Genomic DNA, 15,858 nt, shown 5'->3' with positions numbered 1-15,858 from the left:
GTAATCAATAACCTTTTTTTTAAGTGTTCAGATACCAAAAAGGCATATTAGAACGTTTTTGCGATGACGACAATTTTAGTATGAATGTTAACTGCCAATCTGATCAGATTTGAAAACCTGGATTATGCAAACTGCTTAAGCTGCCCCATGACGCTAGCCAGCAATGATTGCGCTGCCAACTGACTGGTTTCTTCAACATAACATCTGAACTCAGGCGCATTGCCGGATGGCCGTAAATGCACCACGCTCCCGGATTGCAACGTTACCCTCAAACCATCGGTGGTATCTATTTTAGACACTTGCTCTTTAATCTTCAGCGATTCCAACATATTTGCGGGATTGTTAGTCCAGCCAGACAGCAGTGCCTTACTTTTTTCCGTAGGGAAATTTTGCAGGCGGTCACTGGTTGTAAATCGCTGAGGCAAGGCAGCCACCATTTGTGATATCGGCTTGCCTTGTGCTTTTACCTGCGCCAGTAAAGTCACAACAGGCAATACTGCATCGCGTGTAGGTAATGGTTGTAATGAAGGGGATTGAGGTATATGGCTGCCTAACAAAAATCCGCCATTGGCCTCAAACCCTGCCACACTGGCTGCACCTTCTTTTTGCAATGCTTGCATACCTTCAATCACAAACGGTGACCCAATGCGTGTACGCGCTACTTTCTGGAAAAATCCACTTGCTTCAATTGCGGTATTACAGCTCACCGGCACAGCTAAATGTGTGATTTGCAATGCCTTGGCTGTTAATAAACCAACAATATCTCCGCGCAACCAGTTGCCTTGTTCATCACTGATTAATGGCCGATCACCATCACCATCAGTAGAAATAATCGCATCTACCTGGTACTGCGCTGCCCAATCCAGGCCACGCTGTGTATCTTCCGGTGATACGGCCTCAGTATCAATCGGCACAAAGATGTCTGACCGCTCCAGGCAAACAACTTCTGCGCCTAAATCACTTAACAGGTTATGCAATACATCGCGCGCAACGCTAGAGTGCTGGTAGATTGCCAGCTTTAATCCTGTCAGTGCCTGATCACCCAATAAATCTTTGTAACGTTGAATGTACTCGGCTCTGGCATGAGGGTCTTCTGCTGGCAGACTCGTGTCAGTTTCGGATAGTGCCTGTAGTTCACAAGCCAACATGGAAGCTTCATCAGATTTAGTGATTTCACCATCCGGGCGATAAAACTTGAGCCCGTTACGGTCAAAAGGGATATGGCTACCTGTGACCATGATCCCCGGAATACTGCGTGTTTGAGCAAACAAAGCCAAGGCAGGCGTGGGGATCGCACCACAAAAAACGACGTCTAACCCAAGCTGACGCAACATCTTTGCGCATGCTTCCGCAATGCACGGGCTGCTTGGCCGTAAATCTACAGCAATGGCTACCTGTTTAATGGCAAACGAACCTTCGACTGTTTTTACAAAAGCTTGTGTGTAAGCAGCACAAACTTCATCTGTCATGGCAACTACTAGGCCACGCGCACCACTGGTGCCAAATGCCACCCCACTCTGCTGCATTACAGTTTGCAATACCGACATATCGGCCACTTTAACTACGGCCATAGGTATCTTCGTAGCGCACAATGTCATCTTCGCCCAGATAGCTGCCTGACTGCACCTCAATCAAATGTAAAGGCAGTTTACCCGGGTTTTCCAAACGGTGAGTCGAACCAATCGGAATATATGTAGACTCATTTTCAGTATAGAGTTTGGTGACGTTATCCACTGTAATCATTGCTGAACCACTCACAACCACCCAATGCTCAGCGCGATGATGATGCATTTGCAGCGACAGTTTTTCGCCTGGTTTCACCATAATACGCTTCACCTGGAAGCGTTCGCCAATATCAATACCTTCGTACCAACCCCATGGGCGATAAACACGTGGATGCATTTTGTGTTCAGAACGGCCACTGGCTTTTAAATGGTCAACAATGCCTTTAACATCCTGGGCACGATCACGGTGAGCCACTAACACCGCATCACCCGTTTCCACAATCAACAAATCTTCTACGCCCACCACAGCAACAAAACGGCCTTCAGCGCGGATCAGCGTATTCTTCACATCCTTCAGGTACACATCGCCACGTGCCGCATTACCATCGGTGTCATTCGGCTGTACTTCTTTTAATGCAGTCCAGGAGCCGACGTCATTCCAGCCGATATTTGCCGGCACAATCGCCGCAAGTTTCGTTTTTTCCATCACCGCATAATCAATCGAATCTGAAGGAGATTCTGCAAACGAAGCCTCATGCAATCGCACAAAATCCAAGTCTTTATAGCTTTGCTCGACCGCTTTAGAAACCGCGCTCACCATATCTGGCGCAAACTGCTCAAGCTCTGCCAAAAACACAGAAGGCTTAAACAAAAACATCCCGCTGTTCCAATAAAAATTACCGGCATCCAGATATTCTTGCGCAGTTGCAGCATCCGGTTTTTCTACAAAGCGCGCAACTTCATAACAATTGTCGGCAAACTTTGAGGCACTGTCAGACTGAATGTAACCGTAGCCGGTCTCTGGATGGGTGGGTTCAATCCCGAATGTCACCAATTTGCCCTGTTCAGCAGCTACGCTGGCCCGCTTCACGGCAGCTTCAAAAGCGGCTACATTGGTAATGACATGATCAGCAGGTAATACCAGCATCAGAACATCTTTCTCTTGAAGCGCAATCGCCGCGGCGGCAATCGCTGGCGCTGTGTTACGCGCTACAGGTTCAAGTAGAATAGCTTCTGGGCTTAGGTTGATAAGCCGCAACTGCTCAGCCACCAGGAAACGATGATCGTTGCCACAAACGACTATCGGCGGCGCTATTTCAGTCCAACTGGAAAGCCTTAACAAGGTATCCTGAAGCATGGTGTTTTCAGTCACCAATGGCAATAATTGTTTGGGCAAAACTGCACGAGACAATGGCCACAAACGCGTGCCAGAACCACCGGAAAGAATCACTGGAACAATTTTCATCTACTTGCCTTTTTTACTTTGAATTTGTTAATTTGACTGTTTGAGTTCCCATTGCCATGCATGCAGGACAATTGTTTCTAAATCAGTAAAAACAGGTTTCCAGCCTAATGTGCTTCTGGCGCGGCTAGCGTCTGCCACCAGCCTCGCAGGATCACCTTCCCTGCGTTCTCCATCAATGACAGTGACAGTTTTACCAGAGACCTTTTGCACAGCATCAAGCACCTCCTGCACCGAGAAGCCAGAGCCGTTACCTAAATTGAAGCTATCACTGCTGCCTCCACCATTAAGGTATTCCAATGCGGCCAAATGCGCTGAACACAAATCCACTATGTGGATATAGTCACGAATGCACGTGCCATCGGGCGTATCATAATCGCGGCCAAAAACCTGAATACTTTCCCGTTTTCCAGAAGCTGCCTGGAGGATTAACGGAATCAGGTGCGTTTCCGGCTCGTGCCGCTCGCCCAACTGTCCATCCGGATCAGCGCCGGCGGCATTGAAATAGCGCAAACAAACTGATTTAAAATCAAATGCTTTATCGTAGTCAGCCAATACCTGTTCTATCATCCATTTTGACCGTCCATAAGGGTTTAAAGGTCTATTAGGATGTGCTTCATTGATAGGAACATAATCAGGTTCACCGAACACAGCTGCGGTTGATGAGAATATGAATTTATTAACACCATGCTCGCGCATGGTATCCAATAAATTAAGTGTATTTGTGACGTTGTTGCGGTAATAAATATCCGGTTTACGTACCGATTCCCCTACCTGGATATAAGAAGCAAAATGCATCACTGCTTCCGGCTGGTATTCTTTAAAAACTTGCTCAAGGCATTCGGTATCAGCCAAGTCGCCTTCAACGAAAGCGCCACCCAGCACAGCATTTCTATGCCCGCTTGATAAATTGTCAAAGGTAATGACATCGTAACCGGCGCCAAGCAAACTCTTAACCATATGTGAGCCAATATACCCAGCCCCGCCAACAACCAATACACGCATAAAAATATTCCGGTTTAAAAACGATTTTGCAAATTCACAGCATAATCCAAGCCTGTTTAGTTAAGCTTTGATTGAGCGTAGATGGCTCAGAACAAGCTCATGAAGGATTAACCTTAGTTCTCCACCACTCCTTCAAGAAAATTTGTGGGAATACAATCGCCCCAATAGCATATCTTTTAACCAGTCTTTTTGGCTCAGAAAGCATTCGGTGTAGCCATTCAATGCCCATGCTTCTCATCCATATTGGAGCTCGCGGTTTATTGCCAGCAAGAAAATCAATGGTGGCTCCCACACATAATGCGACTTTTACAGGAATCTGATGTGAATATTTGCTGATCCATAACTCCTGCTTGGGCGCACCCAAGCCGATCACCAAAAGATCTGCCTCAGAAGCAGCTATGGATGCACAAATTCGGTCACAATAAGCTGCATCTTTCTCAAAGCCAAAATCTGGGCTTAGTATGCCGACGACGTCTACACTTGGCCAACGCGCTTTAATATTTTTTGCAGCAACTTCACCTACGCCAGGCATTGCTCCCAGCAAATAAATCTTCAGTGGAGTACCTGACTGATTAAAGTGCTCAAAAATATTTGGCACCAAGTCACTACCAGGAATAGTTTCAGGGAGAGGTTTACCTAGTATTTTTGAAGCTAGGACGACTGGTTTTCCATCCGCAACAATCATCGACGCTTTTAAATATGCATTCTTGAAAGCCGTATTTTTCTCTAGTTGTACCACATGATCTACATTAGGTGTTACAACGTATTTACAGTCACTTTCTCCTGTAAGGATCCAACTTCTCACGACATCTACGGCCTCATTCATAGAGAGGCTGTCAATGTTTAGTCCAAACATTTTAATGGTTTTTGACATAAAAGACCTATGTTTAATAATTTTTGCAGAACAACGCCTGAGCAGCACCCAAGTGTCTAATTTCTTTCTGAAACGCTTTTATAATCAATCCCGCTTAGACCGAACCCATTCAGATTGTCTGTTAAAAATAAATTTTGCATATATAGGGAGTTTTAAAAGAATATAAAAAGGGATACTCAACAATTGACCCAAGCTTATCACTTTTCGACCAAATACCCCCCAATAGGCCAGGATAGTAATAACGAATAAACAGAACAAATAAAAAGCATAGCTGAATAAGTCGACCATTGATAAAGTAAATAGACTAGCTACTGCCCCTATCAACACCACCGCCACAATTATCATCGCCATTAAGGACAAAGGTGGAACTAACAAATCTATTGCCATCGCTAATAAGTTCCAATTTCTCGACTTGATAGCTTTTGTAACTAGTCCGGGAACAACTTTAAAAATGATGTCCAAATGACCATGTTCCCAACGCGTTCTTTGTGTTTTCAAGCCTTGATCATTTACAGGAAAATAGCTAAATACTGATGAGCGGGGACAAAAAGCAGGGGCATGCCCCATACTTGCAAAATCCAAACCTAACTTCATATCCTCGACAATATGCCCTGTTGCGAAATTGACTTTCGATAATACGCTCCATGGAAAAGACATCCCAGAGCCCGTCAATTGACACGGAAGCCCTAATTTAGAATATCCGAGTGGGCGCACCAGGTTCTTTAGCATCCATGCAAACTCGGCAACTTTCGTTTTGATTAAAGTCCCTTCTTGCGTAAGCATCAGATATGCTGCTTGAGAAGGACGATTAGTCGCTATGGATTGAGCTACCAAGCGTTCTAAAGCATCAGATTCAGCGATGCAATCGGCATCAACAATCACTACAAAATCGGGTGGTGCTGATTGGCTGAGATATTTAATTCCAAAATCAAGTGCATAACCTTTACCTCTCAACTGCTGATCAAAGCGTTCAATCACATCAACACCTTGGGTACGAACAACGCTTGCAGTATCATCATCGCAATTATCAGCTACGACTAATATTCTAAGTCCACTCAAAGTTTGTGATTTTAAAGAGTTAATCGTAGCAATAATGTTGGTTGATTCATTATGAGCAGGAACCAGCGCAACCACATTTGCAGAATGACTATTTGAGTGAAATCCACTTTTTTCTTTGCTGGGTATGAGTAAAGCCGCTATTACTTGAATGAACAACGTCAAAATTGGAACAGCAATCATTAAAAGCAGCAGGGAGTATAAAATCTGGAAGATTAGCATTCAATTCCTAACACGATTCGCAATACGAATCTGGCACTTTAAGGGAGTGCATTTTGTAATTCTGATAGTCTAATCGAACATTAACGACAAATCAGTTTTTGTACAACCTTAAAAACAATAAAAATTCGCAAATGGCAAAAATCAACTTTAATACATGAAACATGGCCGTAAACACAATGCTTCGCTTACAAAATCAAACTTACTCAATCCAATAAGTCACAAGAAACCGAAGATAATTACCGACACCACTAATTGCAATGGTGGTGAAATCAAAATCATTCAAATACCATTTAAAGTCAGCTAACTCTTTCGAGTCATAAACGATTAAATATTGCACGTATCCTAGCGGTTAACTGATCTTTCTAACGTTTTTTGGGTATAGCTCTTAAAATTTATCTTATTATCAAGGCTTAAGAAGTTCTGCAGACAAGCTCGAGCTATCTCCTACTCCACTAGTAATAGTTAAAATCGTAGAAAAATCATCAGCGGGCCAAGTAAATATTTCAGATTCGCCGTTTCCAAGTTCTTTAGATTGAAATACGATTTTCTTTGATGTTTTATCGACGATTTTTAGAGTTAATTTTGCACCGCCACTGCTTTTAATAGTTAATTTATAAGAGTCGCCAAGTTTTGGTTTTGCCCAATTAACAATCTGCATCGAGCGTCCGGATATATTTTCTTGCACGACAGGACTGGCTGTTTTGCCGAAATTAACAGCTTGATCTGCAGTACTAAACTCTCCTAAGGTGTTACCTGAAACAAGACGCCACGGGCCACGCATAGAGAGCAAATTAAGATTTTTATCAGGTGTAAACGGTTCTCCATTACCGTTTAACCAACCCTCGGCTGTAGAAACTTGCCGTAAACCTTCACGTATCAAATGCAGCTCACTAGCTGCTTGACTATCCCATAGAAGATTTGCCTTTTTCAGGCTGTATACATTTGACCCGTTTTCAACATAGACGACAAACGGCGTTCCGACATTTCGATCAACAACATATGCACCATAGGTTTTAAGGGTTTTTGCGACTTTTATAAGTTTTGGTGTTTTTATCCGAGAGATGTCAAAGTCAGGTGGTAACATTAATAGTGCACCCTCAGGAATATCGCCACTATTCGTTTTATCCGCATCACTGTCAGCAGAGGTTGCGGGGAATACATATGTGGGATTTTTGGATAAAGCGTTATGAGCCAATGAGATAGCTAGCGCATGCTCATAAATCTCTTTACCATCATCCATTTCATGTTGTCGAATAATCCCAGCGCTAGAAGGAACTGCTGCAGCTCTTGCGCCTTGAAAGTAATGTGCAGGATCACTCCATCCAGTTCCATTTAACTTTGTCCAGGCGTATTGAGCCGCGACCCACTTTCCATTAATCAATTTCAGCTGCCAAAAGGAATGAATAATTCCCAAGGATTCATCTACTACATCAGCATGCCCATCACTTCCTTCTGCTGGAACTACACCTGATGGCCAATGAGGAATCTTGATGAACGGCTTGAATACTTCAGAATCCGGGTCCCAGACTCCCTTTTTGTCCGGGTATCCGTAGATGGTGCCTTCAGGATCGGACGATTTAGTTTGAAAAACGCCTGTCGAATATTTACCTTGCTGAATAGCGGGATAGTAAATCGACGTTGGTATTTGAAATTCTTTAAACTTAGGATTAACTGGCTTGCTATTCCAAAGAGAATTCACAGAAAATGGGGTGGCGTATGTACCAAATTCCTTTGCCGAGACGCCAGTTATACTTAAACTTAGCAACCCTACCCAAAAAACAATTAGTTTTGAGCGTGGGATACTTTTAGAAAAATACATCTACTACTCCTAAATTAAGAATCGCCGTTTTTAGTTGCGCTCCTCAGAAGATAAATAATCCGAGAGCCTCAAAGCAATTGCAACAATAGTTAGTGTCGGGTTCGCATGACTATTTGTAGTAAAAACAGATGAACTGGCAATATACAAGTTCTTGATGCCATGCACTTTGCAATTCACATCTACTACACTAGTTTGAGAGGAATCTCCCATGCGGGTACTCCCTATATGATGCCCGCCAACGGGTAAAGCATCTTTTACCGCCAGTTCCAATTGCTTGGCATCAAACTCTAATCGACAATTTTGAGTTTTTTCAAAGGCTTGTTTTAACAAATTAAAGGATTTGATACCGGAGTCAATATCAAGATCAGTCAATTTCCAATGAACATTGACGCGCTGCATACCAAAACGATCAACCTCGTCTAAAAGCTCTATTCGATTTGACGGATGGGGCTCTTGCTCGCTATTAAATTCAATTGGATATGTACCATTGCGATTGGCAATCAAGGTGTAAGGGATCTTACGTTTTGCCAATTTGATTTTAAATAGCCAGTCATACGCAAACTTGCTAACAGATCCAGCATCAGCAATCACATTTATCAAATGTCTGAATGATTGACCGTATCCAGTAGATTGGTTCACACCATGATTTAAAATAGTCTGATATTCTCTTTTGAGTACGGACTTAGCCAAATAGATTGCCGACAAAACACCACTGCCATGGCTGGGGTCAGCATAAGCAGGAAAATGTAATCTGAAAGCAGAGTTTAGTAGGCTGTGCTGTGCCTGAAAGGAAGCAGAGAACTGTAGTTTCCGGCGAGCATATATACCTTCTACGGTTTTCTGAAAATCAAATATAGGTTTTTCGTTCTTGAATCGAAGCGAGCCAAAAATCAGATCATAATGGCACGCGTAGTACTTCCCTAAACTTGCATCCAAGTGTCCCCATCCTGGATTACATAGTCTGCTTACAAGCATTAATCGAGTAGTATCAATACCGCCGCCGGACAAAACAATTTGTTGAACAGTGATTACTTTTTGATTTTCGCCATCATTAAGCGTAATAGAACTGACCTCGTCTGCTTTTTCAGGAAGACAGTTTAATCGTATGCAACGCGTATTTAGTAACACCAATACATTTGAAGAATTCGTTAATTCATCACGAAACTTACGACCAAAATCAGTTGGTAAACTGTAACGCTCAATATATTCGTTTAAATCAGGCGCCAAACCAGGGGCTTCTGAAAATATTGGTTTAGCGTTAGGCCCAAAAGCTGAAATGGTAAAATCTGAATTTCCGGCATCACAATACTCAAGTGCTTGGGGGTAATAATCAGCGATTTCTGATGCACCAGATGGCCAACCGCTGTTGGGAACATGTCCACGCTGTTCAAAATCATGCTTGTCTAAGGGAATGCACCGGCCTCCCCATAAATGCGTCGTACCTCCAAACCGCTGGTATCTGTATTCAGTTGTTTGCGCATGAGGAGGCGAGGCTTTACCAGTATACGCATCTACGATTTCTGCTGTCTCGTTCCAATCCCCTCCCTCGATCAGCAAAACACGCTTGCCCTTACGTGACAGGCTTATTGCCAAACTAATCCCTGCTGCACCAGCGCCCACAATGCATAAAGGGAAACTTTCGAGTAAAGACTGATCTGTGCCGCCAAGATAGCCGATCATTTCAACCTTCCAGATACTTCGTCATCAACTGTTGCAGCTTGCTTATCTCAGCCTGTAAATTAAAGTCTGTCTCAACCACTTTTCTGGCTGATTTCCTAACATTTTCACGAAGCTCTGGGTTATCAATGTAGCTGGAAATTGCCTTTTTGAGTGCGATCTCATCCGATGGCGCTACAACCAGGCCTGAAACCCCATGCTCAATTAGTTCTGTGACTCCACCCACATTAGTGGCAATAACAGGCACACCACAAGCCATGGCCTCCATAAGAGAGACTGGCACACCTTCTGCGAAACTTGGCAGCACAAATACATCACTTTCTTGCAGTGCGTTTCTCACTGTTTCCTGGCTGGAAAAACCGCCAAAATACACCATTTCATCCAGTTCATGTGCTTTTACATCAGCTTCAAGAGATGCTCTTTCAGGCCCATCGCCCAATAAAGTCAAGTGGAACCTGTAGCCTTCATTTTTTAATGCAATTAAACTGCGCAGTAAAACAGGAACGCCTTTTTCTACTGCAAGACGGCCAACATAAAGCAACCTTATGACATCCGTTACTTTGTTTTCAGATGCATTATTGATGGTGTAACTGTTTAAATCTATTCCACAATGTACTATTTGTAATTTGGCCAAATCTTCAACATCTGAAAAAAGCATCATCTGACTTTTACAGTAATTGCTGATGCAAACAATAAATTTTGAGTGCTTTACTTTCTCGCGAAGTGCCCATAATGTGGGCTCAAAAAATATGTGCGGTCCATGAAAGGTGATGCTATACCCTACTCCACTCAACTGCGAAGCAAGCATTGCTACGCTACCACTACTGTCCCCGAAGTGATTATGCATATGCTGAATATTATTTTTTTGCAAATGTTCAGCAAGCAATAACGCCTCTTGAAAGTAAAACAATTGATACAGCGTTCCCTTTATGCCAGGACGACGTGTAGTAAAAGCAAGTTTCAAAGTACTTAAATACTTTGCTGGCACCTTGCCCAGCATTTTCAAATTGAGAATAATTAATCTCAAAGGGTTGGCAGGCAAGAGATAAGAAGTGTTTTTACGCTCACTTACAACAAGCTCGCTGACATTGTTAACTCCTTCCGGCTGGCGCAGTGCACTGGTAAAAACCTCATGCCCTGATGCTCTTAATTGCACAACCTCACGCTGAATAAAAGTGTCTGTTGCCCTAGGATAAACGCTAGTAAAGTAAGCAATCCGCATTCTTGTTATAAATCCTTTTTAATCAAACAGTTTGGTTTCCAACCCAAAAGCTCTTTTGCATAAGCATTACTATATTTAAAAGGTTTCAGACGTGTTGAAAAGGCTTGTGGCATTAATAAATCAGGCAGACTGTGATGCAAGTTGAACTGTCTTGAAGCAGTAAAAATAATGTTTATCAAAATCTTGAAAACCCGCCAATTAACTGAAATCGTTTTGGTAGAGATGGCTCCACGTTGACGTAAATACTTCAGGTAGTCACTTTGAGTAGGTAAATAATCATCTACAAAATGAATAAAAGACACCTTCTTTTGATTTCTCCCTAATTGAATGACATTACTGATACCTTCAATTAAAGAGTTAATCTCTACTAATGGTACAAATCCATTATTAGAAATAATTATTGAGAGTTTATTTTTGATAATCCCTGCATAGGCATCACTCAAGCGCTCACCTTCATACACAAGGCCTGGCCTGACAATTGCCACAGTTGCCCATGCGTGGTTGCTGTAGTTTATAAAAACAGCCTCCTGGGCAGACTTTAATGCGGCATATCGACCCATTATTTCGTAGTTTGTGCACCTAGGCGTCTCTTCATTAATCGTCGAGTTTTCCTGCACATACTCAAAATCAAGTACAGACATACTGCTCATCCCGACCAGGATAGGTACTTTTGCGCTTTCCATGGCTTGCAATAGCCTATAAGTACCATTTAGCAATTCATCTGAAGATTGCGATCTCTTTGGGTTCATCGAAATCGCAAGGTGAACAACACAATCAAAGCCCAGCAAATCTGGTAATGGGTCGCCATCTAGATTTAATGAAATAAAACTGAAAAGTGGCGATGTTGAAAGCTCAGCATCTTGGCTTGTGAGATCGATTCCCAGAACATGAAATCCTGAAGAAATTAATGCTTTTGTTAATTTTTTTCCGATAAAACCATTACAACCTGTTACCAAAACTTTCATCATAAATCCAGATTAGCTTTCACTTTATAGCATGCCCATTAATACTATTGGAAAGCAAAGGCCAGCTTTTCAAAAGATAAACAAGGGCAAACAAAAGCAATAGATCAATAACACCGGTTAATAGTGCGTCCAACCCTAAACGAATGCTGTATCCATGGACAAGATAATTGAATCCCACAAATGGCAAAGTCCTATATCCAATAAAAGTAAAGAAACTCGATTTTTTATAAAGTCTTGCATAAAACATTATCAGCCACGCACCAACCAATGCAATTAATACATGAAAGGTAAACTCAGTGATATTTGCTCCATAAACTGCTCTGGCCATGACAATTGTAGAATTGGAAAGTAAAGGAATTAAAATCAGCGAAAATGTCAAAATCAATGCTAAAACGAACGTTTTAGTATCCCTTTTGAACAATGATGAAAGATCTTTATTTAAATAGTTAGAAATGGTCTTACCTAAATAAATCCATGGAATAAATTGGAAAGACAGAAACAAACCAACAGTATAAAAAGGGACTTCGGATATTTTAAATTGCGTATAAAAGCAAATAATTAAGAGGGTTACCAGAGCCACTAGAACCTTGGATAAACGTGTGACATAAAAAAACATTAGTTCAGCAAAAAATAATGCATATAAATACCAGAGCGGAGAGCAATTAAAATTATATTTAACTGAAGAGTTTCCAGTAAAAGTGCCAATTACCTTTATAGAAAATTCATGTATTTCGATATTTCCTTTAACCAGCTTTAGCAAAAACGGTATAGAACATATAAGTCCCATTATAAATGCTGGCAAAATAATTCTTTTAAAACGCTGAATAAGAAAAATGGGAAATGTCGTTGTAGCGTGTTTTGAGCTCCATAAAAAACCACTCAATATCGCCAGGCTTGGCATGTGAAAGTTATAAATAAAATTGAACAGAAAAGTATTTTCTTGTGCCGCATGTCCTATCACCATCAAAGAAATAAGTATGCCTTTATAAACATCAATCGAGTTTTGTCTTAAGGTATTCTTCATTTTTGGTATATATTTTGATCAATATAACTTGCTTGATTAACTCGAACTGGTTTTGCAGGAATGCCTGCAACTGTCACGTTATCTTCAACATCATGTAGGACTACAGACATTGCAGCTATTTTCGCGTTATTACCGATCCTGACACCTCCCAAGACTTGGGCATAAGCACCGAAATCAACATTATCCCCAATGATTGGCAACGGCCCATTTTCATGGCGATTACCAATGGTCACTCCCTGTCGTAGCGTGCAGTTTTTACCGATTTTTGCCCCAGAATTGACAAAAATATTACCGAAATGCCAGATACGTAAACCGCCACCAATTTCAACGTCTTTTGGCAAACTGATACCGGTAATTGTCTCTATTAAACGGAATATAGGCCAATAAATTGTAGTGCAGAATTTTTTATATAACCCTGGCTTTTGCGAATTAATTCGCCTACCCCATCGATAAACAGCAACAGCCCATATAGATTGCTCCTTCAAAAACGCTCTTTTAGGATACTGGGCTAAATCCTGTTTGTAATCAGCATCATGAACAAAATTAAACATTTTTATATTTACTGGAGTTTTTAGAAAGATTCACATAGCTTAATGTCAATCCAATCAAAAACCATAAGTACCAATCAAAATTTAAGTAATCAAGCATATTGTCTGAGTAACACTCGAACAAAAACTCGACAAGAACAACAATTACTGTAAATACCAAAAATTTATTATAAGAATAAATTTTTATTAACGCCTTTAAGTGTGAAAAGATAATAAATAGAAATGCTAATAACCCAAGTATCCCCAACTCAAAGAATAGTAATACGTAAACGCTATGAGCATTAATTTCAACGGTTTGTAAATGATGGGCATTACCCATGCCAAATGACGTTGAAAAATGCGTGAAACTATGAAGACCATATCCCTGGATATAGTGCTTTACCGACATCCAGTGTAGAGCATCTGTCCAGTATTTAATTCGCCATGCATAAGAGTTTAGACGTTCGTAACCTGTTGCGCCCCAATTAGTGCCTTGTTGCAAGTCAAGTAATCTATGCTGAACATCTGGAATCAATAAAGCTAGAAAAGAAGCAAAAAATAAGACAATTAAAAATTTCCGTTCAAAAATCAAGCCATATAAAAGGAAAAAAAGTCCGCATGCTGCCCAAGCCGCACGTGTTTTAGTCATTAGTAACAGACCTAAAAGCGTGATTATGTAAATCGGTAGTACTTTAAGAACTGTAGTGTTGAAGTAACTTGGTTTAGTTTTATAAATATAAAATGTAATTGTAATAATCAAAACCAAATAAAAAGAAAAAGAGTTGGGGTGATTAAAAGTACTTTGTAATCTTAAGCCTTCTTCCACACTTAACCTTAATCCCCCTTGACCTCCAAATGCCAAACAATACAAACCATAAGTAACTGGTATTACGGAAGAGTAAAAGATTGCTTTCATCCATTTACCAAAATCATTTTCGGATTTAACTAGGTATAAGCCCAAGTAGAGCATGGAAGAGTAAGAAACGTAAAGTAGAAAAACCTTTACGCTAGGTAAAAGCTTTGGTGCATAGAATAATGAGATGAAACTTAATATTAAGAAAATAGCCCACGACTTTTTTACCCAATCTAAGTCATTGGTTAACTTTGGTTTCTTTTCAAGTATAGCTAAAAAAGCGATGATAATGACTAATGCATTTAACACTGCTCCAAGGCCAAAAGTTCCAAGCTTGATTGAGTCAAGGGGGGCATCTAAAGACGCTCTGGTTAATATTATTAATAGAAAAAATAACTGACGATCAAGAAAAAATAGAATCGCAATAACGAAAAACAACGGAAGCGATAATAAATAGTTGTAATGCTGGCCAGCTAAATTTAGCATCATTAATGATGCTAGTCCAAAAAAAATGGCTGCAATAGATGCGAAAAGAAAAAGTGCTACTTTAGATTTGCTTGTCATTTTTAACCAAATTTTAGGTAAGTTTCATTTTAAATTGGGTATGCAATTTACTGAGATTGGTATAAATGTTTGACTTACTACAAGTTGAAAATCTGCAATACACCCACTACTAAGTTATTGTCATCTAATACAACCATAGAGTTAATTTTAAATTTCTGCATGAATTCCTCAGCCGTAGAAAACATCTCGTTTTGGTTAATAGTTTTAGGTGAGCTCGTCATAAAATCACTGGCTTTTAGATTGATTGGAATATCGTATTTATCTAAAACGCGTCTTAAGTCCCCGTCAGTAATAATCCCGCTCAACCTATTTTTATCAATAATAATGGCCAGACCCAACCTGCCCTGATTCATTACACTCACCACGTCTCTAAAGCTTGCATTAGAGTCACAAACCGGCAATTGTTTACTTCGCATCACTTCGTGCACTTTGGTTAACAACTTACGACCCAAACTGCCACCAGGGTGGAATCTTGCAAAATCTTCAGGCCTGAACTGCTTAAGGGTCGAAAGTGTTACCGCCAACGCATCCCCCATTACCAAGGTAGCAGTTGTTGAGCTGGTTGGCGCAAGATTATTATTACAAGCCTCTTTTACGACGGCTATATTTAGAACAGCATGCGCGTTTTTAGCTAATGTTGAATTGGGATTACCTGTCAAAGCAATCATCTTGTTTTCTTGCCATTTCAGGAAAGGGATAATTCTGATCAGCTCTTCGGTTTCACCACTATTCGAAATCAGTAGTGTGACATCACCAGGTTGAATCATGCCTAAATCACCATGAAAAGCTTCGCCAGGATGCACATAAAATGAGGCCGTTCCTGTAGAGGCTAGAGTAGCAGCTATTTTCCTGCCTATAATGCCTGATTTACCCATTCCAATAATAATCAGCCGTCCTGTACTTTCTAAAACAAGCTGAACTGCTTTTAAAAACTCGTCATTCAGCCCATTGGCAATTTGTACCAGGCTTTCAATCTCGGTATCAAATACCGTTTTGGCGATGTCGAGAATTTGGGATTCGCTGATAGCTGTAGTCACTGATGTATTCATATCTATGCTTTTTTTAGTCATTTAATAGCCAGCT

At 40.9% G+C, this 15,858-nt stretch carries 13 protein-coding genes; all 13 read right to left on the bottom strand.

Annotation, left to right across the window (positions count from 1 at the left end):
• Positions 1–122 precede the first annotated feature (122 nt).
• The 13 genes from LPA26_RS03105 to LPA26_RS03045 all read right to left on the bottom strand — a co-directional run bounded on the left by LPA26_RS03105 (position 123) and on the right by LPA26_RS03045 (position 15,845).
• Positions 123–1,571, bottom strand: a complete 1,449-nt coding sequence (locus LPA26_RS03105) for a phosphomannomutase (RefSeq protein ID WP_229007304.1) — start codon at positions 1,569–1,571, stop codon at positions 123–125.
• A complete protein-coding gene (locus tag LPA26_RS03100) occupies positions 1,558–2,970 on the bottom strand; it encodes a mannose-1-phosphate guanylyltransferase/mannose-6-phosphate isomerase (protein WP_229007302.1) in 1,413 nt (470 codons plus the stop codon). The genes LPA26_RS03105 and LPA26_RS03100 overlap by 14 nt, the downstream gene beginning before the upstream one ends.
• Positions 2,971–2,997: 27 nt before the next feature.
• Positions 2,998–3,972: a UDP-glucose 4-epimerase GalE gene (gene galE / locus LPA26_RS03095; protein WP_229007300.1), complete on the bottom strand. Its 975-nt coding sequence runs from the start codon at positions 3,970–3,972 to the stop codon at positions 2,998–3,000.
• 97 nt (positions 3,973–4,069) lie between these two features.
• Positions 4,070–4,846: a WecB/TagA/CpsF family glycosyltransferase gene (locus LPA26_RS03090; protein ID WP_229007299.1), complete on the bottom strand. Its 777-nt coding sequence runs from the start codon at positions 4,844–4,846 to the stop codon at positions 4,070–4,072.
• An 84-nt stretch (positions 4,847–4,930) separates the two neighbouring features.
• Positions 4,931–6,124 (bottom strand): glycosyltransferase, encoded by a 1,194-nt coding sequence (locus LPA26_RS03085; protein ID WP_229007298.1) that lies wholly within the window; start codon positions 6,122–6,124, stop codon positions 4,931–4,933.
• Between the two features lie 403 nt (positions 6,125–6,527).
• A complete protein-coding gene (locus LPA26_RS03080) occupies positions 6,528–7,943 on the bottom strand; it encodes an Atrophin-1 multi-domain protein (protein WP_229007297.1) in 1,416 nt (471 codons plus the stop codon).
• A 30-nt stretch (positions 7,944–7,973) separates the two neighbouring features.
• Positions 7,974–9,623: a GMC oxidoreductase gene (locus LPA26_RS03075; protein WP_229007295.1), complete on the bottom strand. Its 1,650-nt coding sequence runs from the start codon at positions 9,621–9,623 to the stop codon at positions 7,974–7,976.
• A gap of 1 nt (position 9,624) precedes the next feature.
• Entirely contained in the window at positions 9,625–10,842 is a 1,218-nt protein-coding gene (locus tag LPA26_RS03070; RefSeq protein ID WP_229007294.1) for a glycosyltransferase family 4 protein, read from the bottom strand.
• Between the two features lie 5 nt (positions 10,843–10,847).
• Positions 10,848–11,807, bottom strand: coding sequence for an NAD(P)-dependent oxidoreductase (locus tag LPA26_RS03065; protein WP_229007293.1), 960 nt, complete (start codon positions 11,805–11,807; stop codon positions 10,848–10,850).
• Positions 11,808–11,826: 19 nt separating this feature from the next.
• The gene (locus LPA26_RS03060; RefSeq protein ID WP_229007292.1) at positions 11,827–12,831 is read right to left on the bottom strand and encodes an acyltransferase family protein; all 1,005 of its coding nucleotides are present in this window, start codon (positions 12,829–12,831) and stop codon (positions 11,827–11,829) included.
• Entirely contained in the window at positions 12,828–13,382 is a 555-nt protein-coding gene (locus LPA26_RS03055; RefSeq protein WP_055871843.1) for a serine acetyltransferase, read from the bottom strand. The genes LPA26_RS03060 and LPA26_RS03055 overlap by 4 nt, the downstream gene beginning before the upstream one ends.
• Positions 13,375–14,775: an O-antigen ligase gene (locus tag LPA26_RS03050; protein WP_229007290.1), complete on the bottom strand. Its 1,401-nt coding sequence runs from the start codon at positions 14,773–14,775 to the stop codon at positions 13,375–13,377. Before LPA26_RS03050 ends, LPA26_RS03055 begins: the two co-directional genes overlap by 8 nt.
• A gap of 77 nt (positions 14,776–14,852) precedes the next feature.
• The gene (locus tag LPA26_RS03045; RefSeq protein ID WP_229007288.1) at positions 14,853–15,845 is read right to left on the bottom strand and encodes an SIS domain-containing protein; all 993 of its coding nucleotides are present in this window, start codon (positions 15,843–15,845) and stop codon (positions 14,853–14,855) included.
• Between the last annotated feature and the right edge of the window lie 13 nt (positions 15,846–15,858).

The sequence above is a fragment of the Methylophilus sp. Leaf408 genome (assembly GCF_916856905.1).
Classification (GTDB): Bacteria; Pseudomonadota; Gammaproteobacteria; order Burkholderiales; family Methylophilaceae; genus Methylophilus.
The sequence above is the reverse complement of the archived record's forward strand: the minus strand, read 5'-3'. Positions and strand labels throughout refer to the sequence as shown.